Source organism: Corynebacterium crudilactis (assembly GCF_001643015.1).
In the GTDB taxonomy this organism is placed as follows: domain Bacteria; phylum Actinomycetota; class Actinomycetes; order Mycobacteriales; family Mycobacteriaceae; genus Corynebacterium; species Corynebacterium crudilactis.
Genome location: NZ_CP015622.1, coordinates 2,070,647 through 2,097,176, shown reverse-complemented (window position 1 = coordinate 2,097,176; position 26,530 = coordinate 2,070,647). Strand labels below are relative to the sequence as shown.

The 26,530-nt window shown below is 51.4% G+C and carries 24 protein-coding genes; 8 read left to right on the top strand and 16 right to left on the bottom strand.

Going from position 1 to position 26,530, the window contains the following annotated elements; translation table 11 throughout:
• Window positions 1–282 precede the first annotated feature (282 nt).
• Together ccrud_RS09780 and ccrud_RS09775 are read right to left on the bottom strand one after the other, a co-directional pair.
• Window positions 283–630: a RidA family protein gene (locus ccrud_RS09780; RefSeq protein ID WP_245670239.1), complete on the bottom strand. Its 348-nt coding sequence runs from the start codon at window positions 628–630 to the stop codon at window positions 283–285.
• A gap of 48 nt (window positions 631–678) precedes the next feature.
• The gene (locus ccrud_RS09775) at window positions 679–1,599 is read right to left on the bottom strand and encodes a TIGR03571 family LLM class oxidoreductase (RefSeq protein ID WP_066566848.1); all 921 of its coding nucleotides are present in this window, start codon (window positions 1,597–1,599) and stop codon (window positions 679–681) included.
• Window positions 1,600–1,689: 90 nt separating this feature from the next.
• On the opposite strand from ccrud_RS09775, the gene ccrud_RS09770 reads away from it, so the two are divergent.
• From ccrud_RS09770 to ccrud_RS15340, 3 genes are all read left to right on the top strand, one after another.
• Entirely contained in the window at window positions 1,690–2,226 is a 537-nt protein-coding gene (locus ccrud_RS09770; RefSeq protein ID WP_066566847.1) for an NUDIX hydrolase, read from the top strand.
• The gene (locus tag ccrud_RS09765; RefSeq protein ID WP_066566846.1) at window positions 2,223–2,624 is read left to right on the top strand and encodes a cupin domain-containing protein; all 402 of its coding nucleotides are present in this window, start codon (window positions 2,223–2,225) and stop codon (window positions 2,622–2,624) included. Before ccrud_RS09770 ends, ccrud_RS09765 begins: the two co-directional genes overlap by 4 nt.
• Window positions 2,625–2,952: 328 nt before the next feature.
• Window positions 2,953–3,120: a hypothetical protein gene (locus ccrud_RS15340; protein ID WP_074025500.1), complete on the top strand. Its 168-nt coding sequence runs from the start codon at window positions 2,953–2,955 to the stop codon at window positions 3,118–3,120.
• Window positions 3,121–3,271: 151 nt separating this feature from the next.
• Here the strand turns inward: ccrud_RS15340 and glnA are convergent, their stop codons facing one another.
• Window positions 3,272–4,705 (bottom strand): type I glutamate--ammonia ligase, encoded by a 1,434-nt coding sequence (gene glnA, locus ccrud_RS09760; protein WP_066566845.1) that lies wholly within the window; start codon window positions 4,703–4,705, stop codon window positions 3,272–3,274.
• Between the two features lie 281 nt (window positions 4,706–4,986).
• Here glnA and ccrud_RS09755 point away from each other — a divergent pair, with 281 nt between their 5' ends.
• Window positions 4,987–5,460: an RDD family protein gene (locus ccrud_RS09755; protein WP_066566843.1), complete on the top strand. Its 474-nt coding sequence runs from the start codon at window positions 4,987–4,989 to the stop codon at window positions 5,458–5,460.
• Between the two features lie 106 nt (window positions 5,461–5,566).
• Here ccrud_RS09755 and ccrud_RS09750 read toward each other — a convergent pair whose 3' ends face one another.
• The 6 genes from ccrud_RS09750 to sucB form a co-directional block, all read right to left on the bottom strand.
• Window positions 5,567–5,971, bottom strand: a complete 405-nt coding sequence (locus tag ccrud_RS09750) for a YdcF family protein (protein ID WP_425394218.1) — start codon at window positions 5,969–5,971, stop codon at window positions 5,567–5,569.
• A 570-nt stretch (window positions 5,972–6,541) separates the two neighbouring features.
• Window positions 6,542–8,161 (bottom strand): aspartate:alanine exchanger family transporter, encoded by a 1,620-nt coding sequence (locus ccrud_RS09740; RefSeq protein ID WP_066566835.1) that lies wholly within the window; start codon window positions 8,159–8,161, stop codon window positions 6,542–6,544.
• 172 nt (window positions 8,162–8,333) lie between these two features.
• Window positions 8,334–9,116 (bottom strand): DUF4191 domain-containing protein, encoded by a 783-nt coding sequence (locus tag ccrud_RS09735; RefSeq protein ID WP_066566833.1) that lies wholly within the window; start codon window positions 9,114–9,116, stop codon window positions 8,334–8,336.
• A 132-nt stretch (window positions 9,117–9,248) separates the two neighbouring features.
• A complete protein-coding gene (gene lipA / locus ccrud_RS09730) occupies window positions 9,249–10,295 on the bottom strand; it encodes a lipoyl synthase (protein ID WP_066566827.1) in 1,047 nt (348 codons plus the stop codon).
• 139 nt (window positions 10,296–10,434) lie between these two features.
• Window positions 10,435–11,190, bottom strand: coding sequence for a lipoyl(octanoyl) transferase LipB (lipB, locus tag ccrud_RS09725; RefSeq protein ID WP_066566824.1), 756 nt, complete (start codon window positions 11,188–11,190; stop codon window positions 10,435–10,437).
• Window positions 11,191–11,312: 122 nt separating this feature from the next.
• A complete protein-coding gene (gene sucB, locus ccrud_RS09720; protein WP_066566821.1) occupies window positions 11,313–13,337 on the bottom strand; it encodes a 2-oxoglutarate dehydrogenase, E2 component, dihydrolipoamide succinyltransferase in 2,025 nt (674 codons plus the stop codon).
• A gap of 128 nt (window positions 13,338–13,465) precedes the next feature.
• Here sucB and ccrud_RS09715 point away from each other — a divergent pair, with 128 nt between their 5' ends.
• Entirely contained in the window at window positions 13,466–13,861 is a 396-nt protein-coding gene (locus tag ccrud_RS09715; RefSeq protein ID WP_066566820.1) for an oxidoreductase, read from the top strand.
• A gap of 7 nt (window positions 13,862–13,868) precedes the next feature.
• On the opposite strand, the gene ccrud_RS09710 is transcribed toward ccrud_RS09715, so the two are convergent.
• Entirely contained in the window at window positions 13,869–15,410 is a 1,542-nt protein-coding gene (locus ccrud_RS09710; RefSeq protein WP_082868807.1) for a leucyl aminopeptidase, read from the bottom strand.
• A gap of 176 nt (window positions 15,411–15,586) precedes the next feature.
• Between ccrud_RS09710 and ccrud_RS09705 the strand changes: the two genes are divergently transcribed.
• Together ccrud_RS09705 and ccrud_RS09700 are read left to right on the top strand one after the other, a co-directional pair.
• Window positions 15,587–16,690: a branched-chain amino acid aminotransferase gene (locus ccrud_RS09705; RefSeq protein WP_066566819.1), complete on the top strand. Its 1,104-nt coding sequence runs from the start codon at window positions 15,587–15,589 to the stop codon at window positions 16,688–16,690.
• A gap of 185 nt (window positions 16,691–16,875) precedes the next feature.
• On the top strand, window positions 16,876–17,592 hold the full coding sequence (locus ccrud_RS09700) for an SDR family NAD(P)-dependent oxidoreductase (RefSeq protein WP_066566817.1): 717 nt from the start codon (window positions 16,876–16,878) through the stop codon (window positions 17,590–17,592).
• Window positions 17,593–17,795: 203 nt separating this feature from the next.
• Here the strand turns inward: ccrud_RS09700 and ccrud_RS09695 are convergent, their stop codons facing one another.
• From ccrud_RS09695 to ccrud_RS09685, 3 genes are all read right to left on the bottom strand, one after another.
• Window positions 17,796–18,044, bottom strand: coding sequence for a hypothetical protein (locus tag ccrud_RS09695; RefSeq protein WP_066566815.1), 249 nt, complete (start codon window positions 18,042–18,044; stop codon window positions 17,796–17,798).
• 285 nt (window positions 18,045–18,329) lie between these two features.
• Window positions 18,330–19,796 carry an aldehyde dehydrogenase gene (locus ccrud_RS09690; RefSeq protein ID WP_211271302.1) on the bottom strand — a complete coding sequence of 489 codons (1,467 nt, stop codon included), beginning with the start codon at window positions 19,794–19,796 and terminating at the stop codon, window positions 18,330–18,332.
• A gap of 100 nt (window positions 19,797–19,896) precedes the next feature.
• Window positions 19,897–21,177 carry an FAD-dependent monooxygenase gene (locus tag ccrud_RS09685; RefSeq protein WP_082868806.1) on the bottom strand — a complete coding sequence of 427 codons (1,281 nt, stop codon included), beginning with the start codon at window positions 21,175–21,177 and terminating at the stop codon, window positions 19,897–19,899.
• A gap of 111 nt (window positions 21,178–21,288) precedes the next feature.
• Between ccrud_RS09685 and ccrud_RS09680 the strand changes: the two genes are divergently transcribed.
• The gene (locus ccrud_RS09680; protein WP_245670237.1) at window positions 21,289–22,488 is read left to right on the top strand and encodes a PucR family transcriptional regulator; all 1,200 of its coding nucleotides are present in this window, start codon (window positions 21,289–21,291) and stop codon (window positions 22,486–22,488) included.
• A gap of 114 nt (window positions 22,489–22,602) precedes the next feature.
• Here the strand turns inward: ccrud_RS09680 and ccrud_RS15585 are convergent, their stop codons facing one another.
• The 3 genes from ccrud_RS15585 to cobT form a co-directional block, all read right to left on the bottom strand.
• The gene (locus ccrud_RS15585; RefSeq protein ID WP_245670235.1) at window positions 22,603–24,090 is read right to left on the bottom strand and encodes an MFS transporter; all 1,488 of its coding nucleotides are present in this window, start codon (window positions 24,088–24,090) and stop codon (window positions 22,603–22,605) included.
• 509 nt (window positions 24,091–24,599) lie between these two features.
• Window positions 24,600–25,442, bottom strand: coding sequence for an adenosylcobinamide-GDP ribazoletransferase (locus ccrud_RS09665; protein ID WP_066566811.1), 843 nt, complete (start codon window positions 25,440–25,442; stop codon window positions 24,600–24,602).
• Window positions 25,443–25,456: 14 nt separating this feature from the next.
• On the bottom strand, window positions 25,457–26,524 hold the full coding sequence (gene cobT / locus ccrud_RS09660; RefSeq protein WP_066566809.1) for a nicotinate-nucleotide--dimethylbenzimidazole phosphoribosyltransferase: 1,068 nt from the start codon (window positions 26,522–26,524) through the stop codon (window positions 25,457–25,459).
• Between the last annotated feature and the right edge of the window lie 6 nt (window positions 26,525–26,530).

The window sequence follows — 26,530 nt, the reverse complement described above, 5'->3', positions numbered from 1 at the left end:
TAGAGGTGCTTAGAATCAGTTCTGCGAGGGCACTTTTTCCGGGCTTTGGGTGGGGTTTTCGCATAGAGCAAACGAGAGTGCCCACGAAGCTGAAAAATCTACTTCGTGGGTAGCTGTGTCCGGTTTTGAAGTTGGAATACCAAATGAGAGTGCCCACGGTCCATGAAATCTGTATCCGTGGGCACTGTGGTTTGGTCTATGCGCATGGGCACGTACGAAACGGACACATGTGCCAAAAATCCTGAAAATCCGGAGATTCTTTCACCTCTGACCAGTCAGAAGCTAGTCCTCGAGCATCGCGATCGCATCAATTTCTACAGTTGCGCCATAGGGAAGCTCAGCAGCTCCAACAAAAGATCGCGCCGGGCGACCTTCTAAGAAATGCTCGCGGAATTGCTCATTGCATTCTTCGCGGAGGCTGATATCGGTGACAAAATAGGTCAGTTTCACGACATCTTTGAGTTCACCGCCAGCGGTGGCGAGGCGTTCACGCATTCGATCAAGGGCTGCATCGACTGCGCTTTTTCGGCCTTCAACGGGTTGATAGTCTTTATCAACTGATAATGCTCCAGAAACAAAGATGAAATTTCCAACCCGTTTTGCTGGGGAATATGGGTGATCGTTCGACATGTCGCCCACCATAGCTGTTTCGCCGGAGGTGAGCGTCGAAAAGCAGCGTTAAAGGTGCGGGAGGACTTCTTCGGAGATTTGGCTGAGCACTTCGTCTGCGGGGCGGCCTTGGATATTGAAAATGACGTGGTCGACGCCCATCTTGGACATGCGGTGTAAGTGCTCAACCAGCTCTTGGCTGCCAATTTTGACGCCCAAAGCGATTTCCTTGTGTGCGTCACCTTCCGTTAGTTGCAGACCCATGGAAGAAATCAGCAATGGCCGGGTGTCCCCGCGTGCCTTATCCCAGAGGTCGAGTCGGCCGACTTGAGCTTCCGCTGGACGATAATAGGTGGCCCAACCATCAGCATTGCGGGCGATCCACTGCACGGTTTGGCGAGCAGAACCCACTGCAATCATTGGAATCTGGGACTCAGGTGGTGTGGTGGGCGTGTATTTTAAGGTGGCACGCTCGGTTGGATCAGGGGAGAGAGCGGCGCGCAGAGTGGCCCATCCTGCTTGAATGTCTGTGCGTCGATCGTCCAGATTTTTACCAAAGATCTCAAACTCTTCGGGCCGATCACCTGAACCAATGCCCAGCACGAAGCGTCCCTGGCTGAGTCGATCGAGTGTTAACGCTGATTTAGCCACATGCAGGGGATGGCGCAGTGGCAAGACGGTTGCAGCCGTGCCGAGAGCAATTGTGGAGGTTGCTCCTGCCATTGCGCCGAGCATGAGAAAAGGATCATCCAAATATGTTGCTTGCTTATCTGTGACTGTGAGACCTTGCGGTATGGCCAGTGGAACATCACGCACCCAGATGCCACTGAAACCTAATTGTTCAGCTTGCCTGGCTAGATCGATGCTATTTTCCGGCGGAACCATTGTGCCGTGGCTTAATTCTGGTCCTGCTGGTGTCATAAGACCTAAAGTAATTTTCGGAGAATCGGCAGGGGAGCGGAGCATATCAAAAGCTTTGTTAAAGGCCATGTCACCCACCCTAGACGGTGGGCTCGCACGGCTGGCGTACCCTGGGATACACATCGAAAAAAGAGTGCTAAAGAGAAGGAAACTGGCTGCATGGCGATTCCAGAATTCATTGTTAAACTGCGTGAGCATGTTGGTGCAGAGCCGTTGTGGCTCCCGGCCGTTACTGCCGTTATCATCCGCGATGTGCCAGCTGGAGCCCCTTTCCATGTGGTTCCGGACGTGCTGTTGGTAAAGCGTGCGGATACTGGCGAGTGGACCCCTCCTACTGGAATTTGCGATCCAGATGAGCAGCCACATGTTACTGCAGCGCGTGAAGTCCGTGAGGAAACAGGGCTTGATGTCCGTGTGGAGGCGTTGCTGGGCGTGGGTGCTGTTGGGCCTGTGACCTACGGTAACGGTGATGTTGCAAGTTATATGGATACGTCCATGCGCTGTGTTGTTTCTGGAAGCAGCGATGAGCCGATTGTTGGCGATGAAGAAAACACGGACGTAGCGTGGTTCCCGATTTCTAATATGCCTGTGACTAATCAGCGTTTCCGCATGGTTATTGCGGATGCCGTGGCTCAGTTGAAGCACCCTCAGGGCTTTAGGCCACGCATGGGTTATGAGAAGCGAACTGCTCAATGAGCATCGAATTTCCTATAGGAAACCCTGCGCCATCCCAGTGGTTTAGCGGTGAAGTGCACCTGGCCAAATTGGATGACAACGTTCAAGTTGAAACGGTCAATGTGTCTTTTGAGGCTGGTGGACGTACTAATTGGCACACCCACCCAATTGGTCAGAACATCATTGTTCTTTCCGGCCTTGGTATCTATGAGGCGGAGGGGGAGCCTGCGCGTTTGCTTGAGCCGGGTGATGTGGTGTTCGCAGCCGCTGGGGTACGCCATTGGCATGGAGCAGTTGTTGATGAACCGATGACGCACGTTGTGGTTAATCTCAAGGGCATTGATGGCGAGACTGTCGATTGGGCGGAGCCGGTTGCAGATACCCACTTCCGCAGCGTGAGTACAGCGCTTCAAGAATAAAAGATTTTCGCTTTTCGACGCCCACCTTCGGCAACCACCCCTCAATCCACTTTCCAGATGGATGTGAGGGGTGGTTTTTTGTTATCGGAAAGAAAACAGTACCCCCGTTATGTTTGTTTTTAAACGTGCAATTTGGGTTTGAAACATGAGTAAACCCTCATATCCAACCTGATCAGGGGTGCTTTTCGGGGTTGATATGTAGCGATTTAAGTCCCCCGCTTCGCTATTTAAAAATTCACCCCCTAAGATGACTTATAACGCAAGAACAAAATAAAGTGATTTAAACCACAAGCTATTGGGTTTAAAACAGTTTCGAAAGGAGAAGGAAATGGGACTAAGGATTCGCCCTAATGAGATGAAGGTGTGGGAGACATTCACCCTCGAACGTCAGCTGGAAGTCATTATCAACGCAGACCACCTTCTCCTTTTCCGCGGTGAGCCGCAAGGAACAATATGCCTTTCGGATGTTGTCGCTTCAGAGCTGATCGGTATCTAAAAACTTTAATAAAAAGCGTTAGGCCCCCGTATGGAAGTCGGGGGCCTAACGCTTTTCCTTGTCTTATGCGAGCTGAGTAGCAGAAAACCCCCGAGAGTCTCGGGGGTTTTCTTTCCTCTTGGGTTATATCAAAATAACTCAAGATTAGTGTTTAGCAATCGAAGTACAGCTCGAATTCCTGTGGGGTTGGGCGCAGGCGAACTGGGGTGATTTCGTTGTCATACTTGTACTGAACGTATGCCTCGATGAGATCTTCGGTGAAGACATCAGACTCGGTGAGGAAGTCAGTGTCTTCCTGGAGAGCCTTCAGGGAAGCCTCGAGGGAGGTTGGTGCCTGTGGGATGGATGCTGCTTCCTCTGGAGGGAGCTCGTAGAGATCCTTATCCACTGGAGCATGTGGCTCAATGCGGTTTTTGATGCCGTCGAGGCCAGCCATCATCATCGCAGCGAAGCCCAAGTATGGGTTACCTGATGGGTCTGGAGCGCGGAACTCGATACGCTTTGCCTTTGGGTTAGATCCGGTGATTGGGATACGCACAGCAGCGGAACGGTTGCGCTGTGAGTAGACCAAGTTGATTGGGGCTTCGAAGCCTGGAACCAAACGGTGGTAGGAGTTCAGGGTTGGGTTGGTGAACGCCAAGACCGCGCCTGCGTGGTGCAGGATGCCACCGATGTAGTAGCGAGCGATATCGGAGAGGCCTGCGTAGCCAGACTCGTCGTGGAAGAGTGGCTTGCCATCTTTCCAGAGAGACTGGTGTGCGTGCATGCCGGAACCGTTGTCATCAGCCAGTGGCTTAGGCATGAAGGTAGCTGCCTTGCCGTGGAGGCGTGCGGTGTTTTTGATGATGTACTTGAAAGTCTGGATATCATCAGCCGCGTGCAGCATGGTGTTGAAGCGGTAGTTGATTTCCTGCTGTCCGCCACCGACTTCGTGGTGGAAGCGCTCAAGATGGAAACCGGATTCTGCGAGGTGGCGAACCATATCATCGCGAATATCAACAGTCTGATCATAAGGCGCTACTGGGAAGTAGCCACCTTTCATGCGGTTCTTGGAGCCCAAGTTTGGGGTGCCGTCGAGGTTCTTCTCGTTGCCACGGTTCCACCAGCCTTCTTCGGTGTCTACGTGGTAGAAGCCGGCGTTGACATCGGTGGAGTAGCGGACGGAATCAAAGAGGTAGAACTCAGCTTCAGCGCCGAAGTTGCAGGTGTCTGCAATTCCGGTGGATGTAAGGTACTGCTCTGCCTTACGTGCCACATTGCGTGGGTCACGGGAGAAGGCCTCGCGGGTGAAAGGATCGTGGACAAAGAACTTGATGTTCAGAGTCTTCGCCTTGCGGAATGGGTCAATGGTTGCCGTTCCAAGGTCTGGCAGGAGATTCATGTCAGATTCATCGATGGTGGTGAATCCGCGAATTGAAGATCCGTCGAATGCTAGACCCTCTTCGATGGCATCCTCGTCGAAGCTTGCAGCTGGGATGCTGAAGTGCTGCTCGGTGCCGGGAAGGTCGGTGAATCGAACGTCAACGAAATCGACGTTTTCATCCTTGATGTACTTGACAATTTCTTCCGGGGTTTTAAACGCCACGGTGACTCCTCATTGACATGGGCGGAAAGGTGAATTTGTAGCTTTGTTCACAAATGCTGACCTTTGAAGATCAAGTAGTAGACTTGGCTGCAAATGTAGTCCTTGCGACGTGTCAAGTATAAAGCATTACCTGTCGATCTATCAAAACTTTTTTGAAAAATAGTGGCTGAACTCATTCAGAGAAGATCTTTTACAGGTTAATTTTGGCTCACAACGTCGAAAGCGAAAGCGCAGCGGCTGCACTGTCCCGCCCTCTATACGTTTGGATTTGATTGTAAAAAATGGCAAAGCAGAAGAGAAGTTGGATTGATGGACCGCAAATTCCAGCTGACTTTGATGATCCTGATGCCCCAGGCAAGTGGCCTGGAGAAAAAATGGGCCTTCCTGAAAAAGGTGCTGGATCCCTCATCTCAGTAGCGCGCCGTATCGGCGGTGTCTGCATTGACTGGGCTGTGTCGTGGATGATTGCTATCGTGCTGACCAATTTCACCGATGCCCTCGGCGATGTTGCTACCTCAACACTTATTATCTTTGTGATCTTGGGCTGGCTCACAGGATGGTTCTTTGCCAGGACCCCAGGCCACGCAGTACTCGGCATGGGTATTGCACGCGTTGATGCTGAAGCTCCAGTCGGTTGGTGGCGCGCGTTAGTACGTCCACTGTTGACTATCTTGATTCTTCCTGCAGTAATGGTGGATTCAGACGGACGTGGTTTGCATGATAAGGCAACAGGTACTGCCGTTATTCGTGGCTAAATATTAAAGCGGAGACGTTGAGAGTCTTCGATTTTTTATGCATCGAAAGCGCTGAGCAAGAGGATATGCTCAGTGCTTTTGTTGTATCTACAGCTCTGTTACGGGGCTAAAGAGCTCGATCAAGAGCAATGCCATATTGAACAGTATCCACAGGATCGGCAGCACATGCAGAAATTTGAGAGGTTCCCGGCAGACTGCAATGAAAAGTACTGGGGGCATAATAAAAAGCAGTGCGTCTGCTTCGAACAGTAGCGTTGATATCTAATGCACGAGTAAGAAGGGCAGTGCGGAACACATGATAGCCACTGGTTGCCACGATGATATTGGCATCAGGACCTATGCGCTCGATGCTGAATAAGAGATTTTCTCGGGTAGTGGTTGCACGGTCTTCTACTGGAATGTGGTCATCGGGGATGCCGTGTTCATTCAAATAGCGGGACATAGCCACACCTTCGGCAACATCTTCATCTGATCCTTGTCCACCAGAGGGAACAAGGACAGCAAGAACAATGGCATGGGTAGCAGGGCGTCGTGGCGGGATGACGCGGTAGGCCTATGAAGAACTCAGAAAAAACCAAGAAGATTCCGCCAACATATACTCCTAAACCTGCACCAGTCAGAGTGAAAATAGCACTGAATTTTTCTGGTACGTGGAGCGCTGATAGCAGCAGAGGTAAAAGCGGGTACAGCACTAGTAGCAGTCCAGCAAAAGCGAGAGTAAATTTCCCATCTTTGAGATTCTCGCCGAATCACGAGCACGCCATTACTGAGCAAAAATATGGACAGTAGGGGCTATCCCAACACCGGGCTCAACACAAGCAAGAGAGCAATAAGTTGTGGACACGGGTGAGCCCACTCGAAGCGTGCCACCCAGACAATCAAAGAACGCAAGGTGAGAGCGCTACCCATGAGTATAAAAACCATGGAATATAGACGGCGTGGTTTGCAGATCAATGCGAAAATTCCGCCGGCGAGAATGCGAATAAAAAATGCCAAGATGACCTAGAGAGGCTGGACTATCACAACATAAAATCTTATGTCAGCTACACCGGAATGGAGGCCTTCTGCGAAACAAAAACTATTAGATAAGCAGGAACAACAATGTCTGTGCTGCGAGGATTTTTGAAATCATCGCTAAGGGATATACCGATGTATAACCCATCGCGGGGAGTTCATTGCGTGAAGCATCTGATACATAACTCAACACAGCAGGGTGAGTCTGAGTGCCCGCGAGAATGCCGGCAGTTTCACCAAAGGGAATCTTCATCACTTTGTGTCCGACGATCAGTACCGTCAAGGACATAAAGAGGGTGATCAAGGCTCCGAAACTAATGATAGTGAGGGACTGAGGATCGTGAATTGCGGATCTAAAACCAGCACCGGCAGATGTACCAATGGCAGCTAAAAACAGTGTGATGCCTAGCTGGCGCAGCGCGAGATTTGCTCCATAGGGGATCTGCCATACAAATTTTCCGGTACGGCTCACCATGCCAAGTAACAGCGCAACCACTAAAGGGCCACCTGCGTTACCTAGCTTCAGGGAATTTCCACCAAGCAGAGGGAATTCCACCATGCCTACCAACACACCCAGCACTAAGCCTGCAGTCAGGGGTAAAAGATTGAAATCAGAGAGCTTTTTATAGGAGTCACCTAAAAGCCTGGTTGCCTCACCGAGTTTCTCTGCAGGAGCAACCACACGTACGCGATCACCCAATTGCAGGGTCATCTCTGGGGACGCTACTAAATCTGTATCTCCGCGCCGGATGCGGGTGATCAGCATGTCTTTCAACACTGGCTGCAGCTTTTCCAAAGGAGTTCCCACAATCTCAGTGTTGGAAACAAAGATTCTTCGGTAATCGAGCTCGAGATCGCTATAGGGATCACCATCGAGGAGTTCTCCAATGGCGTTTTCTGCGCGGATCAGTTCTTCCGTATCGCCGACAACCGTGAGGACATCGCCGATGCGTGCATGCGCACCATAGAGCGGGATAAATTGCTCACCATCGCGTTCCACACGGGAGACAATGATATGTAAGCCAAGTAATGCTGGAATATTTTCCAGTGCAGGTAGATTAGGGACAGTGACACGGATCCTTGTGCCTTTGAGTTCCTGTACCGCAACGCCTGCGTCCTCGGCTTCCTTTTTATGGTTGATCTTGAATACCGCATTGAAAATAGCGATCGATAAAATCACCACTAAAACACCCAAAGGATATGCCAGGGAGTAGGCAACAACGGGGAGCTCGGCGATGACATGAAGCCGACCGGTGTCGTCGATAAGCGAAGGCAGCGAATCGACTACCGCAGCCATAGCTGGGGTGTTGGTGAGCGCACCGGTGAACATGCCGGTGCCAGAGGCGGCATTGATATTAAATATTTTGATTAATGCCCACGCCAGTGCAGTTGTCGCAATAATTGCGCCAAGTGCCAGAGCGTTGTTGCGCAGTCCCGTATTTTTCATGGAAGTGAAAAAACTTGGCCCAGCTTCAAGTCCAATGGTGTAAACAAACAGCGTTAGGCCAACGACATAAATTAACGAAGGAACCGCAATATCTGGCTCGATGGTGGAGAGCGCCAGTCCGACAAAAAGCACAGCGGCAACACCTAAGCGAAATCCAAAAATCCGAATCCGACCAATCAGCAAACCGAGCGTCATGATGACTACCAGCGCAAGTAATTGATTTTCTACAAGGAAGCTCACCTCTTTATAGTCTCATGAAAATGGTATCGGATCTGCATAATATTGTGTGCTGCTGAGCACCCTGTGAAGCGCTGGGAATGCCCCTATGAAAAAAGATGCCCACCACAAAACTGTGGCGGGCATCTTTAGAAGGTTTTAAGCTTCGGCGCTGACGCGAAAGAAGGGGAGAGGCTTAATTCTCGCCTTTACGCTCTGCTTGGCGGCGAGCACGACGGTTCATACCGGACATGCTGGCGCCCTTAGGAATAGGACCCTTAGGCAGGGCTGCTCCTGGAGCATTGCCGACGTTATCCATGGCCTCAATACGTGCCGCCAGGGCAGCGACATCATTCTTCTTGTAGTTGCGAGGCAACTTAACCAATGCACGCTGCAGCTTAGCGATCGGAGTCTGCCCCTCACCATTACCGGTGATGATTTCATGGACCGGAACACCCGGAGCTACACGGTTGAGACGCTTCTTCTGCTGTGCCATCAGCGGCTTCAAGCGATGCGGAGCACCCTCGCCAACTAGAACAACACCAGACAAGCCAATCACACGGTGTACAGCATCCATCTGAGAGGTCACTGCAACAGCAGTTTTAGTGCGCCAAGCCATGCCAACGCCAGAGCGAAGGTTTTCTACAGCCCAACCAGCTGCACCTTGCTGACCTTCAGCGCGCTTGTATACATCACGCTCAACACGACGGGTGAAAATGAACATTGCAGCCACAACACCTGCAGCAATGCCGATCGGGAGCATCCACCACTGGCCGCCCCAAATCATGCCGAGGAGGAAAAGGATTAGTGGAATACCAAGAATAGCGAGCAACAGGAGCGGAATAAGTGCCTTATCCTGCTTGCGTTGCATATTGAAGACTTGCCACATCTGTGAACGAGTCTGCTTGCGCTGTGCCTTCTTGGCTGCTTTTACCTGCTTCTTGGCGGCTTTATCCGCCATTTTCTTCGCGTCTGCCATGTACTCAACAATAGGCGATGGCAGGGGAACTGCGAAAATGAACCCAAACGTGGGGTGAGAAGAAGCATGCTTATCGACGAAAAACCGCCACATTCGGTGTATCGAATGCGACGGTGATTATGAAAAATGTACTTAGTTGAACGCCACCACTGGGGTGTCTTCGGAAGCACCATAACGCTCAAGAAGCGTGGAAGCTTCCTGTGCAGTGGAACCGCCAGAAGTATCCTTCAAGTGGAGGAGGTTCGCAGGGATTTCCTCGCCACGGAATTCCATAGCCTGTGCGTAGAGACGACCCGCACGGTAAGAAGAGCGCACCAATGGACCAGACATGACAGCTGCAAAGCCCATATCCTTGGCGGCATCTGCGTGCTCGAGGAACTCCTCAGGCTTTACCCAACGCTCAATCGGGTGGAACAACGGGCCAGGACGAAGGTACTGAGTAATGGTGATGATGTCACAACCCGCATCATGCAGATCTTGGAGAGCCTCAGTGACTTCTTCGGTGGTTTCACCCATGCCCAGAATCAAGTTCGACTTGGTGACCAGCCCAAAATCACGAGCCTGACGGATAACATCCAAGGAACGCTCATAACGGAACGCCGGGCGGATGCGCTTGAAAATACGTGGCACGGTTTCGACGTTGTGCGCGAAAACCTCTGGGCGAGACTCAAAGACTTCCTGCAGCAGATCCTTTTTGCCAGAGAAATCAGGCACCAAGTTTTCCACACCAGTATTCGGGTTGAGCTCGTGGATCTTACGAACCACCTCTGAGTAAAGCCATGCGCCTTCATCATCCAGATCATCACGAGTCACACCAGTGATGGTGGAGTAGTTCAGCTGCATCTCACGCACGGATTCAGCGACACGCAGTGGCTCACCGCGGTCAAGTGGCTCGGGGCGTGCAGAGTTGATCATGCAGAAATCACAACGACGGGAGCAGTTAGCTCCACCAATGAGGAAGGTAGCTTCGCGGGATTCCCAACATTCGTGAATATTAGGGCAGCCAGCTTCCTGGCAAACAGTGTGCAAAGACGCGCCAGCGACGCGTTCCTTCATGTCTTGGTATTCAGGTCCATTTTTGACCTGGTTTCTAATCCAGCGAGGCTTGGTCTCAATTGGGCTTTCCGAATTTCGGGCCTCAACGCGGAGTAGTCGTCGTCCTTCAGGTGCGATAGTCACAAATGCAACCTTACATCTTTCAAATTAGTGAGCTTTATAGGGAAAATATAAACGCTTTTCGACGTTTCTCTCATCCGCCGATTCTGCCAGCGGCTCTACTTCGTTCCAACGCGGCAAAGCACCGACAAATTTCCTTGGTCTACCCCCGTTTAGGGAGATTTTTCGTTGGGTCAGGAGCACTGCCGAAAGAATGATCAGCCACAACCAACCGGCCAGCCAGAGCATCATCCAGAGCACGAATCGCGGGATCTACTAATTCCTCCACAGAAACATCTCGCTTTAGTTCCCGGGACAAGGTACTTAACCCAGCATCTGCAATGCCACAAGGAATGATGTGTTCGTAGAAATCGAGGGTGTTATTGCAATTGATAGCCACACCATGCATAGCCACCCCTCGCGTAATCCGAATGCCGATAGCCGCAACCTTGCTGTCTACCCAACCATCATGAGCTGGAACCCACACACCAGAGCGTCCATCAATTCTTCCGGCTTCTGCCACACCCATTTCCCGCACCACATGGATGAGGGCTTCCTCGAGACGTCGAACATAATCCACGACATCGATAGGATCAGCCAGTTTAATGATGGGATAAATAACCAATTGGCCGGGCCCATGCCACGTGATGCGCCCACCGCGATCCGCGTTAATGACAGGCAACCCATTCGTCGGGAGATCCTCGGGCTGCGTACGTTTTCCTGCGGTATACACAGACGGGTGTTCCAAAATCAGGAGTTGATCAGGGATCTCATCGTTTGCTCGGCGGGCAGCAAGCTCAGCTTGGTAATCCCAAGCCTCTTGATAATCGATCAAACCTAAATGTTGGATTTCAACTGGTTCTGCAGATGCGCGAATAGAAAGATCTGCGGGGAAAAAAGGATCTCTTGGTGCAGTCATGATAGATATCCACCCTAGCCCTACCGAAGGTGATAAGTCATACAAAACATGCATGAGACAGCAAAACCGCCACTCCCAGGATAAGGAGCAGCGGTTTTTAAGTTGCTTAACTTGAGAAGATCTTAGAGCTGCAGATCGCCTACGAAGTTAGCGGTCTCAAGGCGATCCTTGATGGTGGTCAAGAAACGACCCGCATCTGCGCCGTCTACGACCTGGTGATCGTAGGTCAGTGGCAAGAAGACCATCTGGCGGATCGCGATGGAATCGATGCCGTCTTCGGTGATCACTACTGGACGCTTAACGATTGCACCGGTGCCCAAGATGCCAGCCTGTGGTGGAACCAGGATTGGGGTATCAGAGAGAGCGCCTTCGGAACCAATGTTGGTGATGGTGAAGGTGCCACCGGACAGGTCGCTTGGCTTCAGCTTGTTGTTGCGTGAACGATCAGCCAAATCAACGATGGCCTGTGCAATCTCTGGAAGAGAGAGGTTCTGCGCATCGTGGATGACTGGGGTCAGCAGACCAGCTGGGGTATCAACAGCGATAGCGATGTTGACGGAAGCGTGGTAGGTCATTTCCTTGGTCTTTGCGTTGTAAGACGCATTGACATTTGGATGAGAAACCAGAGCCTCGGTTACTGCCTTAACGAAGAATGGCAGGTAAGTGAGGTTCACGCCGTGCTTCTCGATGAAAGCAGGCTTGTTCTTCTTACGCAGCTCAGCAACGCGAGTCATATCAACTTCGTGCAGCTGGGTGAGCTGTGCAGAGATCTGCAGAGCCTCGACGGTCTTCTTCGCGGTGATCTCGCGAATACGGTTGACCTTCGCAGTGGTACCGCGCAGCTTAGCCTTTTCAGGATCAACAGACTTGGTAGATGCGGCAGAAACAGGAGCAGCAGTCTGTGCAGGTGCAGCCTCACCGTTTGCAGCAGCCAAGACATCCTGCTTGCGGATACGTCCACCGATACCCGTGCCGGTTACAGTGTTCAGATCAACGCTGTGCTTTTCAGCAAGCTTGCGTACCAGTGGGGTGACGTAAGGAACGTTGTCGCCGGATGCAGATGCAGGAGCTGCTTCTTCCTTCTTTGGCGCTTCCTTCGCTGCTGGTGCTGGGGTTTCTTCCTTAGCTGGCTCAGCCTTTGGCGCTTCCTTCGCTGCTGGTGCTGGGGTTTCTTCCTTAGCTGGCTCAGCTTTAGGTGCTTCTTCGGCTGCTGGTGCTGCGTTTGCATCACCGATGCGGACGATGACTGCGCCGACGTCGACGGTGTCGTCTTCGTTTGCGAGGATCTCCACGATGGTGCCTGCTACTGGGGATGGGATCTCGGTGTCGACCTTGTCGGTGGAGACCTCAAGTAGTGGTTCATCTACTTCGACGGTGTCGCCGACGGACTTGAGCCACTGGGTGATGGTGCCTTCGGTGACAGATTCGCCTAGTTCTGGCATCTCAACGTCGGTTGCTGCACCAGTGGAAGCAGGAGCTGCTTCTTCCTTCTTTGGCGCTTCCTTCGCTGCTGGTGCTGGGGTTTCTTCCTTAGCTGGCTCAGCTTTAGGTGCTTCTTCGGCTGCTGGTGCTGCGTTTGCATCACCGATGCGGACGATGACTGCGCCGACGTCGACGGTGTCGTCTTCGTTTGCGAGGATCTCCACGATGGTGCCTGCTACTGGGGATGGGATCTCGGTGTCGACCTTGTCGGTGGAGACCTCAAGTAGTGGTTCATCTACTTCGACGGTGTCGCCGACGGACTTGAGCCACTGGGTGATGGTGCCTTCGGTGACAGATTCGCCTAGTTCTGGCATCTCAACGTCGGTTGCTGCACCAGTGGAAGCAGGAGCTGCTTCTTCCTTCTTTGGTGCTTCCTCAGCTGCTGGTGCTTCTTCCTCTACAGGAGCATCGTCATCAGGGGACTCGTCTGCATCACCGATAATTGCGATAACGCCACCAACATCAACGGTGTCATCTTCTTCAGCCCTGATTTCGAGAATAACACCGGCAACAGGAGAAGGAATCTCGGTGTCTACCTTGTCGGTTGAGACCTCGAGCAACGGCTCATCAACCTCAACAGTGTCGCCAACGGACTTCAACCACTGGGTGATCGTGCCTTCGGTTACTGATTCGCCCAGCTCGGGCATCTCTACGGAGAACGCCATTATTTTAAGACTCCTCGCAAGTCGTGTCGTTAAAACGGAAACTAATACCCCAAAGGATACCGATTCAATTTGTGAAGTGTGGAGTTCGGGTCATATCAAGCCAAAGAGATGCCCCCTACAATGGGTTTGTGTTCAATTTATTTGGTCGTAAAACCCCCCGCTCCAACTTGCGTCCACCACGCGGTCCGGGTGATACGGTGCGCCCTCAGGATTTAGAATTCTTAATGCAGTGGATGCAAGGAAAACCGTTTGTGGAGGCTTTCGTTGAACCGGAAACGCTGGTCAATGAGATGTCGGTCGTTTTGGTCGATGCCAATGGTCTTTTTATACGCAGGCGGATTGGTGGACCTAAAGGAATTGATGTCATTGCGAAAAAGTTGGGCGTCCCGGTTTATGACGTGGAAGAGACCGGTTACCCCCAAAGGATGCGGGAACGAATTGAATATGAACGAATCTTAAGAAAGCGTGAAGAACAAAAAGCTCGCCGCGCTAAATTTGAGCGCGGCGAGAATCCTGATTACTAGTTAGCGTTTAGCCTTCTGCAAGGTCCTTTAGGACCTGAATGAAAGTACGGACTGGTTGTCCGGTGGCGCGCTTCGGGGTGTACCCAAATTCACCAGCAGTGTTATAAGCAGGGCCAGCAATATCGACGTGTGCCCACTCAATGCCTTCACCAACAAATTCTTGCAGGTATCGACCAGCAGCAGACATACCCGCAAAGCGAGAGTTAGTGACATTTCGCAGATCTGCAACAGGGGATTTAACCTGCTCATCAAGCTCTTCTGGGATAGGCATTGCCCATGCTTGTTCGCCGACGCTACGGCCGGTGGAGGCTACTGCATCACGGAAATCATCTGTGCCCATGACACCAGAGGTATGCAGGCCCAATGCAACTAGCTGTGCGCCTGTAAGGGTCGCAGCATCAATGAGGTAGTCAGGCTTATCTTCAGAAGCATAAGCAATTGCATCCGCAAGTACTAGACGGCCTTCAGCATCAGTGTTGAGGATTTCGGAAGTGATTCCACCGAAGTGGGTGATCACATCACCTGGGCGGAATGCATCGCCGGATGGCATATTTTCTGCCATTGGTAGGAATGCCGAAACATTGATTGGCAGGTTCAGTCGAGCTGCCGCAATGATGGTGGCTAATACTGAAGCGGAGCCACCCATGTCGGAAATCATGTTTTCCATGCTTGCACCTGGCTTAATGGAAATTCCGCCAGTATCAAAGGTGATGCCCTTGCCGACAAGCGCAATAGACTTTTCTGCCTTGCGCGGTTTCCATTCAATAGACAGAAGACGAGACTTGCGAGCTGAGCCATTGCCAACTGCCAAGATTCCGCCAAATCCTTGTTCTGCCAGCTGCTTCTCATCTAGGATGGTTGTCTTCAAACCATGCTTGGAGGCTTCATTAGAAGCCATGACCGCATAGGACTCAGGGTAGAGGTGGGAAGACGGAGTATTAACGAAATCGCGGGCTAGAAGCACAGATTCCACGATGATCTGAGCTTCAACGAATGCATCTTTATCAGCCTTGTTTGAGCTAATGAAAGTGATTGAGGTGGTCTTGTCCTCTTTAACTTCGGTAGCTTTGCGTAGACCCTTGTAAGAGTAAGAACCGAGACCAAAACCGGTAACCGCTGCAGAAAGACCCAACTCGCCGATTGTTGTAGCTATGTTTTCGAGGCCGTTGAGTGAACGTGCCGCCGTACCGCAGGCGCGGCGGAGGGCTTCGTCGTCAAGCAAATCAGCCTTGCCCAAGCCAACCGCAATGACAGGCGCAACGTCGGTGCCTGGGATGCGGGTGATAGAATTTATTTTTGCCTTTGCTCCGACAGCTTCGAGCTGTGTGAGGATTTCGCCCTGCTGTGCGGTGCTGAAGAGGAAATCGAGTACTTCGCCGCCAGCCAGTTCGATGGAATCTTCACCCTCGAAAATAGCGATGATGACAGCGTCGATTTTCTTTGGAAGCTTCTTTTCTAGCTTGAGCTCAGCAACAGTGCCACGAACTGGAAGTACTGCATCCTTGGCCACTTTGCTTGGGGCTGTGGTGCTGTAGACATTTTTAGCCATAGAAAGTTTTCCTCTCTGAAATTATGCCACCAGATTGGTAGAAGGTGGCATCGGTATGAAACTAACTTTTACCTAGCCTAGCCATTCCACAAAATTGTGAGACGAAATTTCCCATATGTCTCATAAAATGGGGGCTGACTAGTGTATCTGTGGGGCTTCAGGTGTAACTTGAATCCATGACGTCATTAGAGTTCACAGTAACCCGTACCGACAATCCGACGTCACCTGATCGTCTGAAGGAAATTCTTGCCGCGCCGAAGTTCGGTAAGTTCTTCACCGACCACATGGTGACTATCGACTGGACAGAATCGGAAGGTTGGCACAACGCGCAACTAGTGCCTTATGCTCCGATTCCCATGGATCCTGCCACCACCGTATTCCACTACGGACAGGCAATATTTGAAGGTATTAAGGCCTACCGTCATGCAGACGGTTCCATCAAGACCTTCCGTCCGGGTGAAAACTCTGAGCGCATGCAGCGATCTGCGGCTCGTATGGCAATGCCAGAACTGCCTACTGAAGATTTCGTTAAGGCACTGGAACTTCTCGTGGAAGCAGATCAGGGTTGGGTTCCTGAATACGGCGGAGAAGCATCTCTATATTTGCGCCCGTTTATGATCTCTACCGAAATCGGTCTTGGTGTCAGTCCATCTGACGCTTACAAGTTCCTTGTCATTGCATCCCCAGTTGGAGCATATTTCACCGGTGGTATTAAGCCTGTTTCAGTCTGGCTCAGCGAAGATTACGTTCGTGCAGCTCCAGGCGGAACCGGTGACGCTAAATTCGCAGGCAACTATGCAGCATCTTTGTTGGCCCAGGCCCAGGCAGCGGAAAAGGGCTGCGACCAGGTTGTGTGGCTTGATGCAATTGAGCACAAATACATCGAAGAGATGGGTGGCATGAACCTTGGGTTCATCTACCGCAATGGTGATCAGATCAAGCTTGTTACTCCTGAGCTATCAGGTTCTTTGCTTCCAGGCATCACCCGTAAGTCTTTGCTACAGGTGGCAGAAGACTTGGGCTATGAAGTAGAAGAGCGCAAGATCACCACTGCTGAGTGGGAAGCTGATGCAAAATCTGGTGCGATGACCGAAGCATTCGCATGCGGCACCGCAGCTGTAATCACACCTGTTGGCACCGTGAAATCCGCCCATGGCACCTTTGAAGTCAATAACAACGAAGTCGGTGAAATCACCATGAAGCTTCGTGAGACCCTCACAGGTATTCAGCAAGGAAATGTTGAAGATAAAAATGGCTGGCTTTACCCACTGATTGGTTAAAAATAACCAGTTTATGATTGTGAAACCCTGCTACATCCAAGAGAAACCTTGATGTGGCGGGGGTTTTATTTTTTCTGTGACCAGGACTTTTCATAAGTGGGGGTAGGCAAGGGGGAAGAGTGTGTCCATAGCTGGTGGCATGCTGGTGCCTACACAAATCAAGAATTGACTTGAAGGAGCGCATAATGGCTGATCGTGAGCAAAAGGTTGCAGTTGTAACTGGAGGATCAAGCGGAATTGGTGCAGCATCAGCTCGTGCATTGGTAGCTGACGGTTGGAAAGTAATCGTTGCAGCACGTCGCATTGATCGTTTGGAAGCACTTGCCCAAGAAATTGGTGGCACTGCCGTGGCTCTTGATGTCACGAGCCAAGAGTCTGTCGATGCTTTTGCAGAGACAGTCGGAGCTGTTGATCTGCTTGTCAACAACGCCGGTGGTGCAAAAGGTCTAGACAGCATCCGAGATGCCAACATTGATGATTGGACCTGGATGTATGAAACCAACGTTTTGGGCACCCTGCGAGTCACCCGTGCGCTCATGGACGGTTTGATTGCTCGCGATGGACATGTCATCAATATCGGTTCCATTGCAGGCGAAAACCCATATGTAGGCGGCGCTGGATACAACGCAGCTAAATTTGGCGTAGCAGCATTTAACCGTGTGCTACGGCTAGAAACGCACCAGCAGACGCTGCGTGTCTCAGAGATTGATCCAGGTCGTGTTGCTACTGAAGAATTCGCGCTCGTTCGATTCGGTGGTGACAAAGATCGCGCCGCGTCAGTCTATGAAGATGTACTTAATCTTTCCGCAGAAGATATCGCTGAATCTGTTCGCTGGGTGGCAAGCCTGCCAAAGCATATGAACATCGACCGCATGCGCATTACCCCGCGTGATCAGGTTTAAATAGTTTGGAAGCTCTGACAGAAGCACTGCTCGGGGTGCTGTTAGAGCATCTTTAAGGGAGCCTTGAAACTTTGTGAATATCAAAGATCCCACCGCGATGAAGCGGTGGGATCTTGTGTGGAGCGTATTGATTAGCGAAGAATTAATGATCTAGCGATTGTACTCAGTGCTGGTCAGGAGTCTGCAAGGATCATAGAAAATGATCATTCTTTCTTGATGGTCAATTGTGCGGCTACAGAAACCATGAAGGTGTACGCACAGACCAACACCAAAGGCATCATGGACAAGTTGGTATTTGAAGTCGAAGAGGCCTGAACTATGAGGATGACTGCAGGAGCTGCAAAGAGTAGTGCCACTAAAAATTTTATGGCAGCTTCGCGAGTCTTGCCCTTCTTGACGCTATGAAAAGCAGAAAGCAGACAAATGGCAATGATCAGAATTAGTAAGGTCATAAGTAGGTAAAACTGCAACAACGACTCCTTCTAAAGTGGCCCCGATTTATCTAACGCTTATCTACTGCCGTCTAGTTGCTTTGGTTAACACCTTAAAAGATATTTTTTAAGTACTGTTCTTTGAACATTTCCTCTGATGAGTGCATTTCTTCAACAGTGGAGCTTGAGATGTGGCTGGAATCTCTGCCATTAATCATGCACACCGGATGCATCTGTAGGACACAGAAAACGCTGGATCGAGAATATTATCGATCCAGCGTTGTTCTTTCTATCTGATGTGGAACTTTAAAGTGGGTACTGCTGCTTTGGATCCTCGATAGTAATCCACTTTTCCTCAGTGAATTCCCGGATCACAGTACGTCCGTCAAAGCGTCCATAACCACTATTTTTCATGCCGCCAAAAGGAGCATTTGCATCATTTTGCACTGTGGCACCATTGATATGGACATGGCCGGCTTCGATTGCCAGTGCAGCTTGGAGGGTGCGGAATGAATCGGTGCCGTGGACTGCAGCAGCCAGACCGTATTCTGTGTCATTGGCTGTTGCAATTGCTTCTTCATAACCATTGACACGTACGACAGTAGTGATTGGTGTGAAGGTTTCTTCGGCGTAGATCTGCATGCCAGGTTTGACGTTATCAATCACTGTTGGGTGATGTGCAGCGCGGTCAGCGTGCTGTCCCACAGCAATGGTTGCACCCTGTGTAACAGCATCATCGATCATTGCGTTGATACGGTCTCCACTGCTTGGCTGGTAGGTGTAGCCGATCTGCACGGAAGGATCTTCAGTAGGATCACCAGTTTTTAGTTCTGCTACTCGTGCAGTGAATTTCTCCATGAATTCATCAGCGATCTTCTCATCGAGCACGATACGTTCAGTCGACATGCAAATCTGACCCTGGTACATGAATGCTCCAAATGTTGCAGCGTTGACTGCACCATCGATATCGGCATCATCGAGGATGACTAGGGGCGCTTTTCCTCCGAGTTCGAGGAGCACTGGCTTGAGGTTGCGCCCTGCCTTTTCTGCGATGATGCGACCAATAGCAGTAGAGCCAGTGAAGTTAATCCGACGCACTGCTGGATGTTCGATCAGTGCCTCAATGACTTCGTTGGAATCCTTTGGGTCATTAGTAACGAAATTGACCACTCCAGCAGGCAAACCTGCTTCAATAAGAACCTCTACGAGCATTTGATGGGTGCGGGGGCTGCCCTCTGATGCACGGAAAACAACAGTGTTGCCGCAAGCGATTGGGTAGGCGAGTCCTCGCATGCCGAGTACACCAGGAGCATTCCACGGTGCCATACTCAACACAACACCTGCAGGTTGGCGCACAGTCATAGACAAGACGCCACGGTCATTGTTCATGGTCTCTCCCAGCAGCTGGGAGGTTAGGCTAGCTGCTTCGCGGAGACACTGGGTGGTCAAGAAGACATTGAATCCAGCCCAATCGGGAGCAGCAGAAACTTCAGCAGCCATAGTTGCAATGAACTCTTCTGCTCGTTGCTCCAAGATATCTGCAGCTTTCAGCAAGATAGCGCGACGCTCGGTAGGGCCTGTTTTTGCCCATGATGGGAAAGCTGTGGAAGCTGATTCCACAGCGGCGATGGCGTCCTCCACAGTGGCAGCTGCGCCAGTGGTAACCACGGTGCCGTTTTGTGCATGCAGGCGGTCAAAGGTTGCATCGCCGCTGGCAGGGCGGGGCTGATTGTCAATGATTAGCTGTGAGCGCATGGGCAGTGAAGTAGTCATGAGAAGTTCCTCTGTTTAAAAGTTGTGATGGAAGGTCTACGGACATCGCGCTATGAACTAAGCGTCTTGATTGGTCTTAATGGCGGCATTTAAACGCCACCTAAAAGCGATCATATAAGTGATTTGCAACATATGTTGCACTATTTAGTGATGGGGGTATCAAATAATGGGAAAGTGGTGCAGGGTAGCGGTCGGCTACATGCTCATGGATCCACCCCAAGTATCGATCCCAGGTGTTATGTGCCCCCAAGTATTCATTGCGTCGTTCTGCTGCAGGGCCATCTGGAAGGTGGAAGATATCGGCAGTGGCTAGGGAAGCGATTTGTACTCGGCGTGCTCGATCTGCACGGAGATCCTGATAACGCTGGCGGGCGGAGTCCCATCCGGTGTTTTGCTCAAGCCCCTCAATGAGGCAATCCGCCAGAACGATGGCATCTTCAATAGATTGGTTAGCTCCCTGTCCATGGTGGGGAACCATGCCGTGGGCAGCATCGCCGATTAGAGTGATGCGACCACGGCTCCACTGCTGTAGCGGCGGGCGATGGAAGAGAGCCCAACGTTCGGTGACAGGGGTTGCACTGATCATTTCTGTGATGGCAGGATCCCATCCTTCAAAAGCTTTGAGGTGTTCGCCTTCTTCCTCAACTGGAACGACCCAAGATTTCTCTTCCCACGGACCGTTGTGTCGTTTCACGAGGAAGAAGTTCTGTATGCCGCCACCGATGGGATAGTGAAGGAGGTGTCCACCAGGTCCCATCCAGAACTGAATAGCTTCCGGATCGGGAAGCGAAGGCATCTTTTCTGGGGAAACTAAACCGCGCCAGGCATGGCATCCGGAAAATTGAGCATCGTCATAGCCGAGGATCTCTCGCCGCAGTCGAGAGCGCACGCCATCTGCACCGATCACCAAATCAGCTTCTACGCTGTCACCATCTGCGAAGTGGAGTACTGCGGCATCGGAACGCTCTTCCACGCGTATACAGCGTTTATTGAGGTGGATGGCGTCTTCGCCGACTGTAGTTTTAAGCATGTGCTGTAGATCTGCGCGGTGTACACCGTAATAAGGTGCGCCGGCACGTTGACGGTAGTCTTCGCGGGAGGAAATCCTGTTGATAATGTGCCCATCGCGTCCATCTCGAAGGATAAGGCCATTAACATCGGCTGCTTTGTCCGCTAGTTCTTCGCCAATACCGATGCGATCAATGAGGAATCGGGTGGCATTAGCGGAAAGGGCAACAGCTGCGCCCACTTCACGAAGTTCGGAGGCTTGTTCATAGATTTGTGGTTCTAGTCCGCGGCGTCGAAGTTCGGCTGCCAGAGTAAGTCCTCCGATACCGGCTCCGACGATGGCGATCCGAGTGCCTTGATTGGTCAGTGACATGGATTTCCCCTTTGAACGAAGGAACGAAGTTGTAGAAGGCAATCATATGGGGTGAGGTGCAGCACTTTCATCAGCGCTTTGTGGCAATTTCCCCTATAGAATTCCGACACTATGTCGGAAATAGGTATCGTCTATGAAATGGACCGTTTTCCCGAACTCGATGATGCAGTACAGAACCTCTCTGAGGACCTTGATCATCGGTTAGTGGTGATTGATCGTTCCATGCGAGTGGTGTCCTATTCCATGCATGAATCCCCAGAAGATCGCCGACGCCTCTTCCATATCCTTGCGCACAGCGATTCTTGGCCACATCCCCGCACTGCAACCACCCCATATCAAGTTGTTGCGATGGAGGAAATCGGCCCAGTTCTTTTCCTGAGAATGCTTGACTCCCGTAAATACATTATTGGACACCTAGTTCTCTCCGTGACTAATCAGGAAGCGGAACAGAGCTTTCTTGCTCGGCTAGATTCTGCAATCGCACGCCTTTCGGAACTATTGGCTGCTCGTCAGCATGATGCAATGGATCGTGAAGCGCGGTCATATCATCTTGCTGCTCAATTAGTAAGTGCTGATACTCAGTCTCGAGAAAAGTCGGCAGAAGCGCTTATTTCGGAACGTTTCCTGAGTTCTTCCGAAGGATTTTGCGCGGTAGCGCTGGGGATAGATCCTCGTGACATGAATCCGCTGAATAAGGAGAAGTCAGCTCAAGCTGTTGCGAGTACCTTGCGTTATGTTCGAGAAAATTCCACGGCGACTGTAATCGGTGGTGTCCTGGACACTGATGGTGGGATTGGCGTATTGGTTTTTCCACGGCCGGTAGTTGTGCCCAGACTGCGTCGCATTCTGGAAGATCCTCAATTGGCTCCGGTCCGCGCCGGGATTGGCCCATTGGTGCCTTTGGCTGAAACGCATCGTTCTTTTGAACGTGCTTGTCTGGCCTGGAGAGCGTCCTGGTTGGCTCCAGAAAATCATGGAATTGTTACTACCTGGGAGCATGTGGGATTGGACGGAACATTGGCGCGTTTGCCTCTGGAGGATTTCACTCCAGAGGATCTCCCATCGGCGATTCGCGATTTGTTGTCAGCCACGGATTCTCCAGTTTTGCTAGACACATTAGAGGCTTATCTCGTCGCTGGTGGTGATGCTCAACAAACAGCACGCACCCTTAATATTCACCGTTCGACCCTTTATTACCGGTTGGACAAACTGCGAAACCTGATTCCAGGGGATTTCCACGATGGGATTCTTCGCAACGAGCTACATACTGGGTTGCGGATGGCGCGCCTTGCAGGGCTATTAAAGAATTAATGCTTGTCGACGCCCCCAGCCACCGTAACAATCACCCTTGGCATGGGGGAGAGAGAAAGAGCCACTATCCAGCGCAAATGTGGGATAGCGGCTCTCAGGAAAACTGAGTGTTTCTTAGTGAGAAACGATTTCAGTGATTGGCTTGCGGTGCTTGATCAGCACACCACACAGCACAGCAACTAAGGCCGCACTGCCGGCAATGAAGTAACCCGCAGTAAAAGCATCAGGGGTTGGCATACCTTCAGGGGTAGAGAACCCAGACATAATTGCTGAATAAATGGCAGTTCCAATAGAAGTCATTGAAAGTGCGATGGCTACATAAACGGAAGCGGTTCCAGCACCCTTGCCGTGTGCTGCTTCAATGGCGATCACCGACACCGATGCAGTAAGCAAAGTTGTATAAGAGGTACCGAACAGGAAGATTGCTAGCGTCATGGACCAGACATTGGTGTGTGCAAGCGCCAGCCACATGAAAGCAGTGAACATTCCCAGACCTGCAATGATGATGGTTCCACGTGGGGTGCGGCCCAGCATCTTTGGTGCTAGCTGTGTGGCAACAATGCCGGCAAAGGTCATTGGCAGGAAGACAAAGGATGCTGCCAGGGCAGTCATACCGAAACCGAATGCCACTGGTGCGGCGGGAATCTGCAGCAGCGTCATGGTGAGGTTGAACAACATGGAACCACCGATGCCCATGGAAATGAAGATGGCATAAGCCGGCCCCAATCGGCGGGAGAAAATATCACGGACAGGCAGAAGTGGATTCTTGGTACGAGATTCCCACACTAGGGAGAGTGCGAGAAGTACAAAGCCTGCGCCAACAGTGCCGACAGTTAAAGGTGAGAAGATTCCCCAGACTGTGGACTGTGAGATGCCAATGCAGAGCAATAGTAGGCCCACGCCCATGAGGGAGACGCCTGCAATATCGAGACGCTCGGTAACGCCCTTGAGCTGAGATTCAGTGCGGCGGTGTAAAGCGTCAGAATCTAAGCCATAGAAGTAGAAGCCAATGGCACTGATGATGGTCAAGAGGGCACCGATCCAGAAGGCGTCGCGCCAGTCACCACCCATGGCCAAGAGCGCACCACCGAAAGCGAAGCCAAGGAAGACACCGATTGCCTGACCGCCAGCAATGACAGCGACAGTTTTACGACGATTTTCCGGAGTGAGGCGATCATTCATAATGCCCACGCAGAGTGCCTGGCCAGCCATAATGCCAACCAGTGCACGGCCGATGATAAGAACCAGGAAGCTTGGAGCTAGTGCAGAGATGATGTAGCCAAGGGTGATGCCCACCAAGCTGAGGAACATCAATCGACGGTGGCCGAAGACGTCTCCGGCTTTCGCGAGGATCGTAATGGTTGCTGCACCCATGAGTGTAGTGCTCATAAGAGCCCAAGCAGTCTGTCCAGGAGTGAGCTCTAAGGAAGCTGCCATGGAGCCGTAGAGTGGGATTGCCATGAGGGTTCCGACCTCATTGAGCATTTGTAAAACAGAGAAAATTACTGCCATACGCAGACCGGCTTTACGCCAAGGGATCTGCTCTCCAGGTGGTGTGTTTATAGCGCGCCGGGAGGTGGTGGGGGTTGTTGTTTGAACCATGTTTCCTCGCTGAAATTCGTGAGATTGTCGACACTTAATTCAGCAAAGTATGGCCCACACCACACCTCTAGACAAGTGTCTAGTCAGAAAATGGTCTTAAATGGCAGTTTAGGGGTGGAAAAACCTACCCCTGAAATCTGATCTAAATTCCGTGAGGTGTGGCTTTTAGTGGGGTGTACTGCATTTTTATTAGCCAATACCCCTGTGCGGTTCCGCAGAGTCCGGGTAACCAAACCACAGTGCCCATGAGCCCATAAAATCTGAAATTTGGGCAGCTGTGACCGGTTTCTAACTCGGATAACCAAACCACACTGCCCACGGAGTATAAAAAGGAGCTCCGTGGGCACTGTCGTTTGGTTGCGCGAAAAATCTCACCTGAGCCAGTGGAAAAGTAGCCTTTCAGATTCGCTTTTAAGGGCCTAAAATGCCCGGGGCCATAGGAACATTCATTTGGATATTCTGGCCTCTTAAATTGGCTCTAGAGTCCGCATATCTCTAAAGGAAAAGTGCTATATCTCGGCTAGTACAGCAAGAACCACTGCCGCGATAGCAGCTCCGAGGTGGATGCACGCTCCGATGCAGTCACCGTTTACCCCACCAAAACGTTTGGATAAGTGGCGGGTGAACAGTTCTGCACAACAGCAGGAAACAATCGCAGTGATGGATATACCGAGTCCAAGCCACAGGGAGTTTCCTAAACTAGAAAATACAAAGGCAAGTGCAGAAATACCCAACCACCACAGGACAACCCACCACCATTTCACGGTGCCGATTACTAAAGCTCCAAAACCGGTGGGAGAGAAGGGGCTGTGGTGTTGCAGCGCAGTAACTTGACCTGTCAGGCGCGCAATCAGGGGGATAAAGCAGACGGTCCACCAGGCAGGGGAATTAATAAGTGACGCTACTGCGGTGACTTGGATAAGAATTGAAAATATGGCTGCGGAGAATCCAAAAAGCCCAGTGTGTGGATCTGCAAGAATTTCTCGTGCTCGTGGAGGCGCTGCATAAGAACCTAAGGCGTCGGCAACGTCCGCCAAGCCATCAAGGTGCATAAACCTATTGAGCAATTCCCACATAGCAACGATGAGTACCGCAACCAGTAGTGCATCAGCGGAAAGCGCGCCTGAAATAGGGCCAATGGCCGCTAATAACAGGGCAGTGCACATGCCAAAGACAAGCCCCACAATTGGTAGTGCAGCCATCACTCGGGCACCAGTTAATCGATCAAATACGGTGGCACCGGGGATGGGTAGGATACTCATCCAATTGAGCGCTGTGCAGATGCCTTCGACTGGGGCGAAGCCATGGCGGTCATCTGAATGCGAAGGGGAAAAACCAGCTTTGCCAGACATAAGGTGGTGCTGAACTAGGAGGTTTCTACGCTGTGCTCTGATTCAACAGGGCCATCAACGCCTGCGTCATCCATGGTGGACATATCAGTCATCAAATCCACTGCAATTTTGACTAATGGTAGGGCAGCAGCACCGCCGGAGCCTTCGCCAAGAGCCATGTTGAACTCTAAAATTGGGGTCAGTGCGAGTGCATCTAAAGCGATGGAGTGCGCAGGTTCTGTAGAGCGGTGACCGGCAATAAACCAGCGGCGGGCACCAGGTGCGAGTTTGTTTGCAAGCAAGGCTGCAGAGGTGACTACGACGCCGTCGAGAAGCACTGGAGTTCTGCGCACCGAAGCCTGTGCAATGAAACCTGCCATGGCTGCGAGATCTGGTGAGGAGATCATGCGAGCGATGGCGATGGGATCTTGGCGGAAGTCGCGTGCACGGAACATGGCATCACGAATCGCGGAGACCTTGAGCTTCCAGCCTTCGTCATCAATGCCGGTGCCGCGCCCGATAACTACTACTGGTTCAGCCAAGGTAAACATGCCGATCAAAGTGGCAGCAGGTGTGGTATTGCCAATGCCTAAATCGCCTGGGATAAGGATATCGGCACCAGCATCAACTTCTTGATCAGCAATGCGCTTACCGATCTCTAATGCACGTTCCACTTGTTCTTGCGTCATGGCATCTTCAACGTCGATGGAGCCACAAGAGCGAGCAACGCGTTCATCGCCCCATGCTTCATGATCTAAGGAGACATCAACCAAGCGAACAGATGCACCAGCAGCGCGGGCCATTACGTTGATAGCAGCGCCACCAGCGGTAATATTCTCGGCCATTTGAAGGCTCACGGAAGATGGGTATGCGGATACCCCTTTGGCAGCCACACCGTGATCACCAGCAAAAACCACGATTTTTGAGTTATTGAGAGGCCGTGGGGGAACTTGTCCTTGGCAGGCAGAAATGAAGCAGCCAAGCTCTTCTAATTTCCCTAAAGATCCAGGAGGCTTGGTCAAGGAGCCTTGGAATTCCTTCGCCTTGGCTAGGATCTTATGATCAGGAAATTCCACACGCGCAAAAAGCTCTGCTGGAACCATTAATAA

Coding starts and splice junctions, on each gene's coding strand:
- ccrud_RS09780 (WP_245670239.1), bottom strand. CDS start 630: ATGTCGAACGATCACCCATATTCCCCAGCAAAACGGGTTGGAAATTTC.
- ccrud_RS09775 (WP_066566848.1), bottom strand. CDS start 1,599: ATGGCCTTTAACAAAGCTTTTGATATGCTCCGCTCCCCTGCCGATTCT.
- ccrud_RS09770 (WP_066566847.1), top strand. CDS start 1,690: ATGGCGATTCCAGAATTCATTGTTAAACTGCGTGAGCATGTTGGTGCA.
- ccrud_RS09765 (WP_066566846.1), top strand. CDS start 2,223: ATGAGCATCGAATTTCCTATAGGAAACCCTGCGCCATCCCAGTGGTTT.
- ccrud_RS15340 (WP_074025500.1), top strand. CDS start 2,953: ATGGGACTAAGGATTCGCCCTAATGAGATGAAGGTGTGGGAGACATTC.
- ccrud_RS09755 (WP_066566843.1), top strand. CDS start 4,987: ATGGCAAAGCAGAAGAGAAGTTGGATTGATGGACCGCAAATTCCAGCT.
- ccrud_RS09735 (WP_066566833.1), bottom strand. CDS start 9,116: ATGGCAGACGCGAAGAAAATGGCGGATAAAGCCGCCAAGAAGCAGGTA.
- lipB (WP_066566824.1), bottom strand. CDS start 11,190: ATGACTGCACCAAGAGATCCTTTTTTCCCCGCAGATCTTTCTATTCGC.
- sucB (WP_066566821.1), bottom strand. CDS start 13,337: ATGGCGTTCTCCGTAGAGATGCCCGAGCTGGGCGAATCAGTAACCGAA.
- ccrud_RS09710 (WP_082868807.1), bottom strand. CDS start 15,410: ATGGCTAAAAATGTCTACAGCACCACAGCCCCAAGCAAAGTGGCCAAG.
- ccrud_RS09705 (WP_066566819.1), top strand. CDS start 15,587: ATGACGTCATTAGAGTTCACAGTAACCCGTACCGACAATCCGACGTCA.
- ccrud_RS09700 (WP_066566817.1), top strand. CDS start 16,876: ATGGCTGATCGTGAGCAAAAGGTTGCAGTTGTAACTGGAGGATCAAGC.
- ccrud_RS09695 (WP_066566815.1), bottom strand. CDS start 18,044: ATGACCTTACTAATTCTGATCATTGCCATTTGTCTGCTTTCTGCTTTT.
- ccrud_RS09690 (WP_211271302.1), bottom strand. CDS start 19,796: ATGACTACTTCACTGCCCATGCGCTCACAGCTAATCATTGACAATCAG.
- ccrud_RS09685 (WP_082868806.1), bottom strand. CDS start 21,177: ATGTCACTGACCAATCAAGGCACTCGGATCGCCATCGTCGGAGCCGGT.
- ccrud_RS09680 (WP_245670237.1), top strand. CDS start 21,289: ATGTCGGAAATAGGTATCGTCTATGAAATGGACCGTTTTCCCGAACTC.
- ccrud_RS15585 (WP_245670235.1), bottom strand. CDS start 24,090: ATGGTTCAAACAACAACCCCCACCACCTCCCGGCGCGCTATAAACACA.
- ccrud_RS09665 (WP_066566811.1), bottom strand. CDS start 25,442: ATGTCTGGCAAAGCTGGTTTTTCCCCTTCGCATTCAGATGACCGCCAT.
- cobT (WP_066566809.1), bottom strand. CDS start 26,524: ATGGTTCCAGCAGAGCTTTTTGCGCGTGTGGAATTTCCTGATCATAAG.